Annotated in this window: 16 protein-coding genes; 8 read left to right on the forward strand and 8 right to left on the reverse strand. The window is 63.0% G+C overall.

Annotated features, from left to right (window positions below; translation table 11 throughout):
- Position 1: 1 nt before the first annotated feature.
- Together betC and betI are read right to left on the reverse strand one after the other, a co-directional pair.
- Positions 2–1,537, reverse strand: coding sequence for a choline-sulfatase (gene betC, locus IB277_RS02135; RefSeq protein WP_060603930.1), 1,536 nt, complete (start codon positions 1,535–1,537; stop codon positions 2–4).
- Positions 1,534–2,136 carry a transcriptional regulator BetI gene (gene betI, locus IB277_RS02140; protein ID WP_034789209.1) on the reverse strand — a complete coding sequence of 201 codons (603 nt, stop codon included), beginning with the start codon at positions 2,134–2,136 and terminating at the stop codon, positions 1,534–1,536. The genes betC and betI overlap by 4 nt, the downstream gene beginning before the upstream one ends.
- Before the next feature lie 146 nt (positions 2,137–2,282).
- Here betI and IB277_RS02145 point away from each other — a divergent pair, with 146 nt between their 5' ends.
- Positions 2,283–2,831, forward strand: a complete 549-nt coding sequence (locus tag IB277_RS02145; protein ID WP_110818480.1) for an HdeD family acid-resistance protein — start codon at positions 2,283–2,285, stop codon at positions 2,829–2,831.
- Positions 2,832–2,833: 2 nt separating this feature from the next.
- Here IB277_RS02145 and IB277_RS02150 read toward each other — a convergent pair whose 3' ends face one another.
- Positions 2,834–3,406, reverse strand: coding sequence for a TetR/AcrR family transcriptional regulator (locus tag IB277_RS02150; protein WP_060603933.1), 573 nt, complete (start codon positions 3,404–3,406; stop codon positions 2,834–2,836).
- Between the two features lie 83 nt (positions 3,407–3,489).
- Here IB277_RS02150 and IB277_RS02155 point away from each other — a divergent pair, with 83 nt between their 5' ends.
- From IB277_RS02155 to IB277_RS02170, 4 genes are all read left to right on the forward strand, one after another.
- Positions 3,490–3,891: a hypothetical protein gene (locus IB277_RS02155; RefSeq protein ID WP_112770437.1), complete on the forward strand. Its 402-nt coding sequence runs from the start codon at positions 3,490–3,492 to the stop codon at positions 3,889–3,891.
- A 34-nt stretch (positions 3,892–3,925) separates the two neighbouring features.
- Positions 3,926–4,360 (forward strand): DUF3995 domain-containing protein, encoded by a 435-nt coding sequence (locus tag IB277_RS02160; protein WP_051659152.1) that lies wholly within the window; start codon positions 3,926–3,928, stop codon positions 4,358–4,360.
- Positions 4,361–4,578: 218 nt separating this feature from the next.
- Positions 4,579–6,375 (forward strand): GGDEF domain-containing protein, encoded by a 1,797-nt coding sequence (locus IB277_RS02165; protein ID WP_060603942.1) that lies wholly within the window; start codon positions 4,579–4,581, stop codon positions 6,373–6,375.
- Positions 6,376–6,470: 95 nt separating this feature from the next.
- The gene (locus IB277_RS02170; RefSeq protein ID WP_110818478.1) at positions 6,471–7,469 is read left to right on the forward strand and encodes an NAD(P)H-quinone oxidoreductase; all 999 of its coding nucleotides are present in this window, start codon (positions 6,471–6,473) and stop codon (positions 7,467–7,469) included.
- Between the two features lie 12 nt (positions 7,470–7,481).
- Here IB277_RS02170 and IB277_RS02175 read toward each other — a convergent pair whose 3' ends face one another.
- The 3 genes from IB277_RS02175 to IB277_RS02185 all read right to left on the reverse strand — a co-directional run bounded on the left by IB277_RS02175 (position 7,482) and on the right by IB277_RS02185 (position 9,101).
- Positions 7,482–7,778 (reverse strand): hypothetical protein, encoded by a 297-nt coding sequence (locus IB277_RS02175; RefSeq protein ID WP_034789220.1) that lies wholly within the window; start codon positions 7,776–7,778, stop codon positions 7,482–7,484.
- 10 nt (positions 7,779–7,788) lie between these two features.
- The gene (locus IB277_RS02180) at positions 7,789–8,274 is read right to left on the reverse strand and encodes an NUDIX pyrophosphatase (protein ID WP_090294726.1); all 486 of its coding nucleotides are present in this window, start codon (positions 8,272–8,274) and stop codon (positions 7,789–7,791) included.
- A gap of 89 nt (positions 8,275–8,363) precedes the next feature.
- Positions 8,364–9,101: a DUF3750 domain-containing protein gene (locus tag IB277_RS02185; protein ID WP_090294724.1), complete on the reverse strand. Its 738-nt coding sequence runs from the start codon at positions 9,099–9,101 to the stop codon at positions 8,364–8,366.
- Positions 9,102–9,172: 71 nt separating this feature from the next.
- Between IB277_RS02185 and IB277_RS02190 the strand changes: the two genes are divergently transcribed.
- Complete coding sequence (locus IB277_RS02190) at positions 9,173–10,180, forward strand: asparaginase (RefSeq protein ID WP_090294723.1); 1,008 nt, start codon at positions 9,173–9,175, stop codon at positions 10,178–10,180.
- Positions 10,181–10,243: 63 nt separating this feature from the next.
- Here the strand turns inward: IB277_RS02190 and IB277_RS02195 are convergent, their stop codons facing one another.
- Positions 10,244–10,996, reverse strand: a complete 753-nt coding sequence (locus IB277_RS02195; RefSeq protein WP_090294720.1) for a DeoR/GlpR family DNA-binding transcription regulator — start codon at positions 10,994–10,996, stop codon at positions 10,244–10,246.
- Positions 10,997–11,088: 92 nt separating this feature from the next.
- On the opposite strand from IB277_RS02195, the gene IB277_RS02200 reads away from it, so the two are divergent.
- The gene (locus IB277_RS02200; protein WP_060516262.1) at positions 11,089–11,460 is read left to right on the forward strand and encodes a hypothetical protein; all 372 of its coding nucleotides are present in this window, start codon (positions 11,089–11,091) and stop codon (positions 11,458–11,460) included.
- A gap of 261 nt (positions 11,461–11,721) precedes the next feature.
- Positions 11,722–12,342 carry a glutathione S-transferase family protein gene (locus IB277_RS02205; protein WP_090294820.1) on the forward strand — a complete coding sequence of 207 codons (621 nt, stop codon included), beginning with the start codon at positions 11,722–11,724 and terminating at the stop codon, positions 12,340–12,342.
- 17 nt (positions 12,343–12,359) lie between these two features.
- On the opposite strand, the gene IB277_RS02210 is transcribed toward IB277_RS02205, so the two are convergent.
- Positions 12,360–13,265 (reverse strand): bestrophin family protein, encoded by a 906-nt coding sequence (locus IB277_RS02210; RefSeq protein ID WP_060516261.1) that lies wholly within the window; start codon positions 13,263–13,265, stop codon positions 12,360–12,362.
- Positions 13,266–13,320: the final 55 nt, after the last annotated feature.

Here is a 13,320-nt window from a genome sequence, read left to right on the forward strand (position 1 = left end):
GTCATTCTCCCCGCGGATAGCGTTTGGATTCCTCGAGATTGTCGAGGTTCATATGGTTGCGCATGTAGCGCTCGGATGCCTTCTGCAGCGGCTGGTGATCCCAGGGGTAATAGGCGCCGTTCCGGAGCGCCTCGTAGACCACCCAGCGCCGGGCCTGGCTTTCGCGCACGGCCGCATCGAAACCTTCCATGTCCCAATGGGCGGCGCACATGTCCTGGAACGCCTGCAGGGTTGCCGCCTGTACCGGCGTTTCGGGCTTGGCAGCGAGGTTTGTCAGTTCCAGCGGATCCGCTTCGAGATCGTAGAGCTGGTCGGGATCGAGCGCACAGTGGATGTATTTCCATTTGCCTTCGCGGATGGCGACCAGCGGCGCGTAGGAGGCTTCCGCCGCATATTCCATCAGCACCGGCTCTGAGCGCTCCTCGCCGTTGATCATGGGCACCAGGCTGATGCCATCGGTCCAGGGCTTGACCTCGTCCATGGTAATGCCGGCGAGGTCGGCAAGCGTCGGCGTCACGTCGAGATTGGAGGTCGGCGCCAAATGCAGGCCGGGCGTCACACCCGGTCCGGCGACCATCAGCGGCACGCGGGCAGAACCCTCGAAGAAGTTCATCTTGAACCACAGGCCGCGCTCGCCAAGCATATCGCCGTGATCCGAGCAGAAGAGGATCAGCGTGTCGTCGAGCATGCGGGTGCGCGTCAACGTATCCAGAAGTTCGCCGACCTTTTCGTCAAGATAGGAAATGTTGGCGAAATAGGCGCGGCGCGAGCGGCGGATGTTGTCTTCCGTCAGGTCAAAATTGACGTAGTCGCAGGAATGCATGATGCGCTTGGAATGCGGATCCTGCCGGTCGTCCGGCAGCATGCCGACCTCGGGCAACAGATGCTCGCAATCCTCGTAGAGGTCCCAGAACTTCTTTCGCGCCACGTAAGGGTCGTGCGGGTGGGTGAACGAGACTGTCAGGCACCAGGGGCGGCGCTCCGCGTCATCGTTTTCGCGCGACAGCTGGTAGAGCTTCTGGTTGGCAAGGAAGGCGACCTCGTCGTCATATTCCATCTGGTTGGTGATCTCGGCGACGCCGGCGCCGGTGACCGAGCCGAGATTGTGGTACCACCAGTCGATGCGCTCGCCGGGCTTGCGATAGTCCGGCGTCCAGCCGAAATCGGCCGGGTAGATGTCGGTCGTCAGCCGTTCCTCGAAGCCGTGCAGCTGGTCCGGGCCGACGAAATGCATCTTGCCCGACAGGGCCGTGTAGTAGCCGGCGCGGCGCAGGTGGTGTGCATAGGTCGGGATCGACGACTGGTACTCGGCGGCGTTGTCGTAGACGCGGGTGCGACTCGGCAGTTGCCCGGCCATGAACGAGGCGCGGGCAGGGGCGCAGAGCGGCGACGAGGTGTAATTGTTGCGGAACCGGGCCGAGCGGGCGGCGAGTGCCTTCAGGTGCGGCGCATGCAGGAACGCGGCCGGTCCGTCGGGAAAGAACTTTCCGTTCAGCTGGTCGACCATGATGATCAGGATGTTCGGTCTTGCGGTCATGCGGCCGTTCCCTGGTATGTGAGCCGATCGATGTGCGAGGTGACATAGTCTTCGGTGAGCGCGATCGAAGCCTCGATGCTGATCGGCGCGGAGCGCAGACTCTGGCGGATATAGAGCCCGTCGATCATCGCAGCTGCGCCTTCGGCGATGCGTTCCGCGTCATCATCGGCACAAAGCGTCTTGAGGCTCGCCAGCAGATTGGATCGCAGGCGCCGGGCATAGACCACGAGCAGCCGCCGCACCTCTTCCGAGCGCTGCGCTTCCGAGTAAAAGGCAAGCCAGGCGGCGATCGTATCAGGGGCGAACTGGCTTGCCTGGAAGGAGACGCGGATGAGCGCGCTCAGCCTTTCGCGCGGGCCTGCCACGGTGCGGAGCGCCGTCACCGTGTCGTCGCGCAATTGCCTTAGAAGGCTGCGGATGGTCTCGATCAGCAATTGTTCCTTGCTGCCGAAATAGTGGTGGGCAAGGGCAGGGGAAACGCCGGCGTGGCGGGCGATCTCGGACATGGTGACGGCAAGCGTGCCCTGATCGCCGATCACGCGCAGCGCTGCGTCGACCAGCGCCTTGCGGCGCACCGGTTCCATCCCGACCTTTGGCATCCGTCTCTCCCTTGACGATGATCAGTCTATTTTTGATTGACTCATCAATCAATAAAAATCGACTGTGTTTTCACTTTCCTTTTGTGCAGAAATCCGGCTCAATCCCCGCGTTAGCGATCTCGCGTTGCAAAGGACTGGAGGTTGAGATGACCCACGCATTCGATCGAGCCGACAAGTCAGCGGTTGCCGGTAAATGGGGGTGGTTCGTCGCCCTCGGCGTGCTGTTGATCATGTGCGGCGGCCTTGCCTTCGGCAATCTGCTGATGGCGACGGTCGCGTCCGTCTATTATGTCGGGATCATCATGCTGGTCGGCGGGCTGTTCAATCTCGCCCACGCCTTTCAGGTAAAGGGCTGGGACAGCGTGCTCTACTGGGGCCTGAGCGGCGCCTGCTATACGATCGCCGGCCTTTTTGCCTTCATCAATCCCGTGCTCGCCTCGTCCTTCCTCACCTTTATCATGGCGATCGCCTTGATCGTCGCGGGTTGCTTCCGCATCTGGGCTGGCCTGAAGCTCAGGCCGCTGCAGGGCTGGGGCTGGGTTGCACTCGGCGGTCTGGTCACGCTTGTGGCCGGCCTGATCATCGCTGCCGGCTGGCCGGTCAACAGCCTCTGGATCCTCGGCCTGTTTCTCGCCGTCGACCTCGTCATGCAGGGCTTGTCGCTGATCGCCTTCGGCGTTCTGGCCAAGGGCTGAGTTTAGCGCGAGGTGCTGCCGAGCAGCGCCTCGAGCAGCCGGAGCAGATCGCCGCGAAGATCGGCAAGACCGTTTGCAGCGAGCGCCTCAAGTCCGATCAGCGCGCCGTAGAGCGCGCTGGCGCCGCTGTGGCTCTCACTTGACGAAAATCCGCAATGACCGAGCAGGTCGGCAATGTAGCCAAGGCGGCGTTCGTCGACGGACTTAAGGGTCATGGCGGCCATGGTGTCGAAGCGCGCCCATTCGCGGACCGCGCCGTCCGTCAGCAAGCCGCCATAGGGAAGGCTGCGTTCGTCGGTCGCGGCATGCACCAGCAACCGCAATCGCTCCTGCGCCGTTACTTCCACGGCTTCGATTTCCGCGATGATCGCGTCTGTCGCTTCGCGCGCCCAATGGGCAAGCATCTTTGCCTTAAGATCCGGCACATCCTTGAAATGCCAGTAGAAGGAGCCCTTGCTCACCTTCAGGTCGCGGGCGATCGCCTCGGCCCGGATCGCCTGCACGCCGCCGGTCGTCAGTGCGCGGAAGGCGGCCTTGATCCAATCATCGCTCGTGAGGGTACTTTTTGTCGTCATGGCCTTCCATACGTCAGCGTATTGACTGATGCAACCAGGTCGCGTACATACGCTGCCGTATGGTGAAGATTGGAGGCGAAGGCATGAGCAAATGGCTTCTGGCAGCGGGCATCCTGTCCCTGGCGACAACGGGCATTCATCTCTTTGCCGGCGGGCCGGAGGTGCATGTGCCTTTGCTTGCAAGCAGCCCCTCGGCGCTGCTTAAAACCTATGTCTCGCTTCTCTGGCACGCGACGAGCGCCATCCTCCTGATCAACAGTATCGCCCTGCTGTTTGCCGCCGTGAACGGGCGTTACCGTGCGCCGTTGGCCGCTGCGGTGATCGTGCAATATCTCGCCTATGCGGTGCTCTTCATCGGCTACGGGTTTGCCTATCTCGGTTCTCTCTCGACCACGCCGCAATGGGCGGCCTTTCTCCTCATGGCCGCGCTCGCGGCGATCGGCGTGCGGTCGGGCAAAGGGTCTCCCTCAACCGTGACCGCTTGAGGCGGTCCGCCCACAGGCAAGCAAGGAACCCATCATGTTGGCGGCAATCGCGATCCTGCTTTTCCTCGTTCTTTCCGGTATCGCCGGGCTGCATGCCTACTGGGCGTTCGGCGGACTTTGGCCCTGTGACGACGAAGAAACGCTTGTCCGCACGGTGGTCGGCACGAAGCACCGGTCGGCGATGCCGCCGGTCTGGCTGACGCTGGTCGTCGTCGTACTCCTCTTTGCGGCGGCGCTCCTGCCATTGTCCGTGACGCCCGTCTTTGCAGGGCTTTTGCCGCCGATCCTCGGCCATGGCGGCCTTGCGGGGCTTGCCGCCATCTTCGTCGCCCGTGGCCTCCTGGCCTTCACCACCGCGTTCCACCAACGCCACGGCACGGAGCCCTTCGTGACGCTCGACCGTCGCATCTACGGTCCGCTCTGCCTGGTCATCGGTGCCGGATACCTGACATTGCTCGTTCTCGTCTGAACCATCCTGGCGCGACGGTCAGGATGGGGCAGACGCCGACCGATCGCAGGACTTGCTCATGAAACTACTGATTTCATTAGAGTGTTTGCATCTGATTGGCGCAGTTGCGGCTGTCACATAGCTTTCATCAAAGCTTCATAATGGGGAAAGACTTCGTTGACGCTTGCTGGCCATGCTGCCGGCGTTCGACCGTCCGTCCCATATTTCTGGAGCCCGGCATGTCCGCCGCCCCCGCCGAAATTCTCTCGTTGCGCCGGTTTGGCGACGACCAGATCGTAACGCTCGCCAAGCTGGTGATCGAAACCGCCTTCCAGCCGATCGCAGAAGCGGCGACCGGCACCGTCTTCGGCTACGAATCCCTGATGCGCGGCTTTCAGAAACTCGGCTTTGCCTCGCCGCTGGAGCTGCTCGACAAGGCGGAAGAAGAAGGGCAGCTGCTGGCGCTCGAACACATGATCAACAGTCGCGCCGTCGCCGGCTTTGCGACGCTGCCCGATCATTCCGCACGCACGCTGTTCCTCAACTTCGACTCACGCCTCGTTGGCGGTGAAGGCGACATCGTCGAACGCCTCGTCAACCACTTGAAGCGCGCCAATATCGCCCCGTCGGCACTCTGTTTCGAGCTTTCCGAGCGCTTCGATGGCGGCAAGATGCCGGATTTCTCGGCCCTCGTGCGTGATCTCCGGCTTGCCGGTTTCAAGCTGGCGATTGACGATTTCGGCGCCGGCTTCAACGGGCTGAAGCTGCTCTGCGACCAGCCGGTCGACTATGTGAAGATCGACAGACACTTCGTCTCGGGCATCGAGGCCGATGCCCGCAAGCGCCATCTCGTCCGCCACACGGTCAACACCGCCCATGTGCTCGGCACGCGGGTGATTGCCGAAGGTGTGGAGACGGAGGCGGAGTTTCTGACCTGTCGCGACCTCGGTTGCGATCTGGTGCAGGGTTATTACGTCGCCCGGCCGACGACGCATCTGAGCGAACTTCTGCCTGCCTATCCGCATCTCGACCAGAGCGTCGCCAGCCGGCGGTCCTCGTCTTCGCTGGACGGCATCCTGATCCGCAAGCAGATCGAGCAACTGCCGACCGTTCGCGAAAGTGACGAACTCGATTCCGTCTTCGATCTCTTCCGGCGCAATCCGCGCCAGGGATTCTTCCCGGTCCTGAACGCCAATGGCGAGCCGCGCGGCATCCTGCACGAGTATCACGTCAAGGAGTTGATCTATCACCCTTTCGGCCGCGATCTCCTGAAGAACCGGATCTACCAGCGGCGGATTTCGCACTTCGCCAGCCCGGCGCCGATTGCCGATCTCGACACGCCGGCGGATGAAATGCTGAAGATCTTCGCCGGCATGGACGGCAGCGATTGCCTGATCCTGACGGAGAACATGCGCTACGCCGGCACGCTCTCGGCCTCGTCGCTCTTGAAGATTATCAACGAAAAACAATTGAAGATGGCCCAGGAGCAGAATCCGCTGACGGGTCTGCCCGGCAACCGCGCCATCCGCGACTATGTCCAGGACGCGATCCTCGACGGCGATCATGCGCGTTACTTCTGCTATTGCGATTTCGACGACTTCAAGCCCTTCAACGATACCTACGGTTTCCAGAAGGGCGATCTCGCGATCACGCTCTTTGCCGCCCTGCTGCGCCGCCATTTCATCGGCGAGGAGAAATTCCTCGGCCATGTCGGCGGCGACGACTTCTTCGTCGGTGTCAGCGGCTGTTCGGTCGAGGAGCTGGAAGCGGTGCTGAACCGCCTGCTCGACGATTTTCGCTCCGACGTAGGCCAGCTCTATTCGCCGGAGCATCAGGCGGAGGGCCGCATCAGCGGCTACGGCCGTGACGGCTCGGCGAAGGATTTTCCGCTGATGCGCTGCTCGATCGCCGTCCTTGGGCTGCCCGAAGGCTTTGTTTTCTCCGACGCCCAGGCCGTCAGCGCCCGCATCGCCGAGATCAAGTCGCGCGCCAAGGCGAGCGATACCGGTCTTGTCATGGATGCACTCGGCGGCTGAGCTGCGCTTTCGACGGCCGGTCGTTCGACAATCAGCCTTTTCGCCTCGCGTTTCCGGCGCTACCTATGCGCCTTGAGAATTCGCGAGGTAGTGCCATGTCTCTTCCATTGGAAATGCAATTCGTCGACCTTCCAGCCCCGGGCGGGCCTGAAAACATGGTGCTCGCGAAGGGGCCGTTGCCAGAGCTCAAGCCGGGCGACATCCTCGTTCGGGTGGAGGCGGCGGGCATCAACCGTCCCGACGTTTTGCAGCGCAAGGGCGACTATCCGCCGCCGCCGGGCGCAAGCCCGATCCTCGGCCTGGAAGTGGCGGGAGAAGTCGTGGCGCTCGGCGAGGGGGCTCAAGGGTTCCGGATCGGCGACAAGGTCTGCGCGCTCGCCAATGGCGGCGGCTATGCGGAATATACGGCGGTGCCCGCGACCCAGGCGTTCGCCTGGCCTAGGGGCTATGACGCCGTGAAGGCGGCCGCCCTGCCGGAAACCTTCTTCACCGTCTGGGCCAATGTCTTCGATATGGCCGGGCTGAAAGCGGGCGAAACCATCCTCATCCATGGCGGCTCCAGCGGCATCGGCACGACGGCGATCCAGCTCGCCAGGGCCTTCGGCGCCGAGGTCTTCGTCACTGCCGGCAGCACCGAGAAATGCCGCGCCTGCGAAGCGCTCGGCGCCAAGCGGGCGATCAACTATCGCGACGAGGATTTCAAGACGGTCGTTCTCGAAGAGACCGGCGGGCGTGGCGTCGATGTCATTCTCGACATGGTCGGCGGCCGCTATTTCGACCGCAACATCGGTTCGCTCGCCAAGGACGGCCGTCTGTCGATCATCGCCTTCCTCGGCGGCGCCAAGGTTGAAGGGGCGAACATCGCGCCGATCCTGACCAAGCGGCTGCATGTCATGGGCTCGGCCTTACGTCCGCGCACGGCGGCGGAAAAGCAGGCGATCCGCGACGGTCTGGTTGAGAAGGTCTGGCCGCTGCTGGAAACTGGCAAGGTCGCGCCGGTCATCCATTCCGTCCTGCCCTTCAGCGCGGTCGCCGACGGCCATCGCCAGATGGAGCAGGGCGACCATGTCGGCAAGATCATCATGTCCCTGTGATCGGAACGATCGTCAGGCCTGTGATCGGCGGCGAAGAGGAAAACGATCTTCGACCATCGTCGCCCTTGTAATCGCTGATGGATCGCTTACCTTCAAATCATCAGCAACGAACAGAAAGGAAGGTGGTCCAATGTCTAATGAGATTTCGGTCTTGGTGAAGGGCATGGAAGAGGTGAAGGTGTCGAGGCAGCCCTCGGCATAATCCCCGCCTTCCTTCGGGTCTGAAAGCCCGGGCCAGTCATACGGCCAAAACTCATGGAAGGGTCGCCTCGCGCGGCCCTTTTCCATTTTTAGCACTTGGCTCAGCATCAAGCCTCGCCTAACCGGCCGATCCGACCGGCGCCGTTTCCTGGATCAGCAGCCAAGGGTTCGGTTCGTTGTCGACGAACTCGTCCCGGATATGCTTCAGCACTTTCCTTTGCCCGGCAAAGGGCACCATGCGGAGCGCTTCGTCAAAGCTCACCCAGCGAAACGCGCTGTGTTCGGCATTGAGCCGGACCGTGGCGCCCTTGGCTGCAAAGCCGACGAAGACGGGCAGCAGGCTAATGGCATTGCGGTCGGCCTCGTAAAACTGCTCGCAGATGTCGGCGGAATAGAAACGGTCGGGCCGCAGGCCCGTTTCCTCCTCGACTTCGCGCAGGCCCACCTGCCAGGCCGTTTCATTCGCTTCGATCGCGCCGGCGACTTGGCACCAGGTTCCCGCAAGTGTTCCGGTGCGCTTGAGAAGGAGAACCTCGAAGGTGCTCCCAGCCGGGCGGAGAACGACAACCGAAACAGCAAAGCTCCTGATCGGTATTTCATGCATGCGGGCGCGTCCTCCTGATTCGACCGGCGCACCATGCAATGCAAACCACCGGCGCTCAACCTAAGCGATGGCCCGTCAAGCCTGGACCATCATATGCCGATGCGTCCGATCGCCGGAACCTTGATGCCGGGATTGGCGAAGTCGAAACCGGCGACAAGGCCGAAGAAATGCAGCTCGAGGCCGCTGCGAACACCCGCGGAGATACCGGCCAGGCCATAGAGCGTCGCGTGCAGGTCGCGCCCGTCGGCATCGATCTGGAACAGCTTTCCCTCCGGCAGATAGTCGCGGCCGACTGCGTCCGGCGGCAGCACGGCGCCGAGTTCCGGTACGGTTCGCAGCACGTGGGCGACGAAGGTGTTGGAGTTCGGGCCGGGCCAGATCCGGTAGCCGCCAGGCGAAGCGTAAGGGTAGGCGGCGATCGCCGCCTCGATCTTCGGGATCAGCCGCGTGGCGTCAGCGCCGGTCACCGAGACGACCAGCCGCGGCTCGTTCGAGTACCAGCGTGCATCCGCCGGATAGCCGTTCTTGCGGATCGGTTTGCCCCAGCCGACCTTGTCGTAGCGATCGTAGGTGGCAGCGCCCTCATTCTTGGTCACGATCCAGGCGTGGCTCGCGACAGCACCCTTCATGCCGCCCGTGGTCGCCGAGAACACGTAGATCGCCGCGTCCGCGCTTTCCGTTGCCTTCGGCAGGATCCCGGCCGAGGACCAATCGGCGTCGCGCCAGCTTTGCGGCCGGTCCTGCATGTACCACCAGCCGGCCGAGGCCAACGCCGGTAGCAGGTAGATGACGAGAAAAGCAGCGGCCAGCCTGCGGGCGAATTTCATGAAAACTCCGTTCCTTGCCGGTAAAATCCTGCTAAATGCACGGAGCAATTTCGGATATTTGAGGGCAAGGCATGTCAAATCCCGTTCTCGTCGAAGTTACCCGCGGAAACCTCGTCGAAAGCCTCCACCGCGGCGTGGTCATTGCCGTCGACGGCGACGGCCGGACCGTCTTCTCGCTGGGCGAAACCGACAGCGCCGTCTTCCCGCGCTCGGCCTGCAAGGCGATGCAGGCGCTGCCGCTGATGGAAAGCGGCGCGGCCGACGCCTACGGCTTCGGCAACCGGGAACTGGCGCTTGCTTGTTCGTCCCATTCCGGTGAGCCGGAACATGTGGAACTGGCCGCCAAGATGCTGGCCGCCGCAGGCCGCGATGTCTCGGCGCTCGAATGCGGCGCCCATTGGTCGTCCGACCAGAAGACCCTGATCGGCCAGGCCCGCAGCCTGGAAGCGCCGACGGCGCTGCACAACAATTGCTCCGGCAAACATTCCGGCTTCATCTGTGCCTGCTGCCATTCGGGCACGGAGGTGAAGGGTTATGTCGGCTACGACCATCCGCTGCAGCGCGAAATCCGCGGCGCTATGGAAAGCCTGACGGGTGCGATCCTTGCCAAGGACAATTGCGGCGTCGACGGCTGCTCGATCCCGACCTATGCGGTGCCGCTGAAGGGGCTCGCACACGGTTTCGCGAAGATGGCGACCGGCGTCGGCCTTGAAGCCGAGCGCGCCCGCGTCTCGCGGCGGCTGATCGAGGCCTGCATGGCCGAGCCCTTTTTCGTTGCTGGCACCAAGCGCGCCTGCACGCGGCTGATGAAGACGGCGCCCGGCCGCATCTTTGCCAAGACCGGGGCGGAAGGTGTGTTCTGCGCCGCCATTCCGGAAAAAGGCATCGCGATCGCTTTGAAGTGCGAAGATGGTACGACCCGGGCTGCCGAAGCCATGGTCGCGGCAACGCTTGCCCGCTTCTTCAGGGACGAGCCCGAGCTGCACGCGGCGCTGATGGCGCAGGCCAACCATTCCATGCACAACTGGAACGGCATCCATGTCGGCGACGTCAGAGTGACCGACGCTTTCGCCGCCTGAACTGTGGCGGGCCGTCTCGGCCCGCTCACTTTCCCGACGTTCCGCTGTCGGCGCAGTGCGCCATCAAGCGCCGATGATCGCAATGTCCGTGCCGTCATAAGGGGCGAGCATGTCGTCGCTGATCTCGTTGGGAACGATGAAGCCCGAGAGCTCAGGGATCGCGGCCACGTGGTGCGGCGAGACCGCATCGAATTTTTCCACCGTTGCGAGCACATAGGTTTCCGCGGCCTGGCCGAGGATCGCCCGCTTGACGGCCGCCTCCTCGAAGTCGCCGGTTGAAACACCGTGGGCCGGGTGAATGGCGGTGACGCCGAGGAAGAACAGGTCGGCTCGGATGCCGGCAATCGCCGCAAGCGCTGCTGCTCCCGTCGCGACCATCGAATGCTTGTAGAGCCGCCCGCCGATCAGGATAACCTCCGCTTCGTGGCGCTCGAGTTCGGCGGCGATCGTCGGGCTGTGGGTGACGACGGTCAGCCGCATGTCGCGCGGCAGCGCCCGGGCAATCTCTGCATTGCTCGTGCCGCCATCGAGAAAGATTGTCTGACCGGCTTCGATCATCGCAGCCGCCTTTTGTCCGAGCCGGCGTTTGACGTCGCCGGCGATCTCCTGACGCGCCGCAAAGTTGGGCAGCGGCGGCACCAGAGGCAGCGCGCCGCCGTGCACGCGCTTCAGCAGTCCCTCCGCCGCCATTTCGCGCAGATCGCGCCGGATCGTGTCCTCGGACAGGTTCAACTCGTCAGCCATGCGCTTGGCGACGACCTCGCCATCTCGCGCCAGCCGCGCCGAAATCAAAGCCCGCCTCTGTATCGTCAGCATGAAATGTCTCCTTGACTCTTCACGATATTGCACGAAATATCACGATTATTCCAGAATAATCTGGATCGTTCATAGCATCTCGGGAGAGAAAAATGCTGATCTTGATCGCAGGCCCCTATCGTTCGGGAACCGGGGACGACCCGGCGAAAATGGCCGCCAACCTGAAGCGGCTGGAAGAGCCGTCCTATGCGCTGTTCAAGGCAGGCCACGTGCCGATGATCGGCGAGTGGGTGGCGCTGCCGGTGTGGCATGCGGCTGGCGGTGCGCGGATCGGTGACGATCTCTATGAGGAGATTTTTCATCCTGTGGCGGGCCGGTTGCTGGCGCTTTGCGAGGCGGTTCTGCGCCTGCCGGGCGACAGCAAGGGGGCCGATAACGACGTGCGCATTGCCCGCGAGCGTGGTATTCCCGTCTATTATCGCCTGGAGGACGTACCCGGCTGCAGCGAGCCGCTGGTCGCGTGAACGTGCAGGCCCGGCAGTTGTAGCCTGCCGGGCCCCCCCTAAACGAGGGCGGACGGCAGTGATCTGCGGCGCCTTGCCACTTCTGCTTGTCAATCGGGGTGACTTCCTTTCTTCTGCAGCCGGTCTTTGCTTTGGAGCGACACGGCAGGAAGCGTGCGGTTCTCCGCTCGCATGCCGCTTCTATCCATGGAATTGACAGAGCCGGTTCGGTCCATCGACATCACGTCAACCGGTCCGCATGATCGCAGAGGAGAGCTCAAAGTGTTGAAACTGTTCTACGCCCCCGCAACCTGTTCACTGGCTTCGCATATCGCGCTGGAAGAAGCGGGCGCCGAATACGAGGCGCGCCGTGTCGATTTTTCGACAGCCGAGCAGACCAAGCCCGACTATCTCGCGGTGAACCCGAAGGCGCGGGTCCCAGCGCTCGTGACCGACAGGGGCGTCATCACCGAAACGCCGGCGATCCTGACCTATATCGCGCAGGCCTTTCCAGCTGCGAAGCTCGCTCCGGCGAACGACGCCTTCGCCTTCGCGCAGTTGCAGTCGTTTCTGAATTACCTCTGCTCGACGGTGCATATTGCCCACGCCCATGGCCGCCGTGGCGCACGCTGGGCCGACGATCCGGCCGCGCATGAGGCGATGAAGGCCAAGGTCGCCTCCAACATGACCGCCTGCTACGAACTGATCGAAAGCAAGATGTTCGAAGGGCCGTTCGTTTTTGGCGACAGCTATTCGATCGCCGATCCCTATCTCTTCACCGTCGCCGGCTGGATCGAGCCGGACGGTGTGGATCCCGCGCGCTTCCCAAGAATCGTCGATCACCGCAACCGCATGACGGCACGTCCGGCCGTCGCCCGGGTGCTGGCGATGCTGAAGGTCTGACGCCTCGGCAGTTGCGGCTACATCAGGATGTAGTTCTTCGGCTGCGGTAGAGGCGGAAGGTTGGTCTCGCCCAGCGCCTCGCGCAGGTTGATTTCGATGGTCTCGGCAAGCGCAACGATCGGCAAGTCGTTCGGCAACACGCCGAACGGCTCCTCCAGTTCGTCGCCGAGCGCGTCGAGGCCGAAGAAGGTGTATGCGACAAGCGCGGTGACGAAGGGCGTCGCCCAGCCGAGCGCATCGGCAAAGCCGAAGGGCAGCAGAAAGCAGAAGAGATAGGCGGTGCGGTGCAGGAGCAGCGTATAGCCGAACGGCACGGGGGTGTTGCGGATCCGCTCGCAGGCCGCAAGCATGGCCGACATCTTGCCGAGCGTGCCATCCAGCTGCGCCCACTGAAAGTCGCTGATCGTGCCGGTTCCGTGCAGTCCGGCGAGAATGCCGCCCATTTCGCGCAGCAGAAAGTCCGGTCCGTTGCGGCTTGCCTTGTAGCCGGCAACGAGATCTGTCGGCAGCCGCGCTAGCGGTCTACCGACATCGCTTCCCGGCCGCAGATGGCAGACCAGCGCGTGGCCAAAGGCGATCGTGATGTCGAGCAGGCGCTGCCGCTCGGTTCCGGCAAGGATCAGCGTCTGGCGGGCGAGGTCGCGTGCGGTGAAGATCAACTGTCCCCAGTCCTTCCGCGCCTCCCACCAGCGGTCGTAGCAGGCATTGTTGCGGAAGCCGAGAAACACGGAGAGCGCGATGCCGAGCAACGCGAAGGGGCCGCTGCTGACGCTCGGCACCAGGCCGGGATCGACGCGGTGCGCCCAGACGACGAAAGCGGAGAGCGCAAAGACGAACAGCACTTGCGGAAAGATCCGCTGGATGACCGAACCCCGGAGGATGAAGAAGAGTTTCAAAAGGGTGGGGCGGTTGCGAACGATCATGGAAATACCTGTCCGGCTGTTCGCTTAACCGGTATAGGCGCCGGCTTGGAAATGG

Origin of the sequence: Ensifer sp. ENS07, from assembly GCF_014852185.1 — a bacterium.
In the GTDB taxonomy this organism is placed as follows: domain Bacteria; phylum Pseudomonadota; class Alphaproteobacteria; order Rhizobiales; family Rhizobiaceae; genus Ensifer; species Ensifer adhaerens.

What these genes read in the sequence shown, in the direction of transcription:
- IB277_RS02155 (WP_112770437.1), top strand. Translation starts at nt 3,490, where the DNA reads ATGAGCAAATGGCTTCTGGCAGCGGGCATCCTGTCCCTGGCGACAACG.
- IB277_RS02200 (WP_060516262.1), top strand. Translation starts at nt 11,089, where the DNA reads ATGCTGATCTTGATCGCAGGCCCCTATCGTTCGGGAACCGGGGACGAC.
- IB277_RS02150 (WP_060603933.1), bottom strand. Translation starts at nt 3,406, where the DNA reads ATGACGACAAAAAGTACCCTCACGAGCGATGATTGGATCAAGGCCGCC.
- IB277_RS02170 (WP_110818478.1), top strand. Translation starts at nt 6,471, where the DNA reads ATGTCTCTTCCATTGGAAATGCAATTCGTCGACCTTCCAGCCCCGGGC.
- betI (WP_034789209.1), bottom strand. Translation starts at nt 2,136, where the DNA reads ATGCCAAAGGTCGGGATGGAACCGGTGCGCCGCAAGGCGCTGGTCGAC.
- IB277_RS02160 (WP_051659152.1), top strand. Translation starts at nt 3,926, where the DNA reads ATGTTGGCGGCAATCGCGATCCTGCTTTTCCTCGTTCTTTCCGGTATC.
- IB277_RS02190 (WP_090294723.1), top strand. Translation starts at nt 9,173, where the DNA reads ATGTCAAATCCCGTTCTCGTCGAAGTTACCCGCGGAAACCTCGTCGAA.
- IB277_RS02145 (WP_110818480.1), top strand. Translation starts at nt 2,283, where the DNA reads ATGACCCACGCATTCGATCGAGCCGACAAGTCAGCGGTTGCCGGTAAA.
- IB277_RS02195 (WP_090294720.1), bottom strand. Translation starts at nt 10,996, where the DNA reads ATGCTGACGATACAGAGGCGGGCTTTGATTTCGGCGCGGCTGGCGCGA.
- IB277_RS02185 (WP_090294724.1), bottom strand. Translation starts at nt 9,101, where the DNA reads ATGAAATTCGCCCGCAGGCTGGCCGCTGCTTTTCTCGTCATCTACCTG.
- betC (WP_060603930.1), bottom strand. Translation starts at nt 1,537, where the DNA reads ATGACCGCAAGACCGAACATCCTGATCATCATGGTCGACCAGCTGAAC.
- IB277_RS02210 (WP_060516261.1), bottom strand. Translation starts at nt 13,265, where the DNA reads ATGATCGTTCGCAACCGCCCCACCCTTTTGAAACTCTTCTTCATCCTC.
- IB277_RS02165 (WP_060603942.1), top strand. Translation starts at nt 4,579, where the DNA reads ATGTCCGCCGCCCCCGCCGAAATTCTCTCGTTGCGCCGGTTTGGCGAC.
- IB277_RS02175 (WP_034789220.1), bottom strand. Translation starts at nt 7,778, where the DNA reads ATGCTGAGCCAAGTGCTAAAAATGGAAAAGGGCCGCGCGAGGCGACCC.
- IB277_RS02180 (WP_090294726.1), bottom strand. Translation starts at nt 8,274, where the DNA reads ATGCATGAAATACCGATCAGGAGCTTTGCTGTTTCGGTTGTCGTTCTC.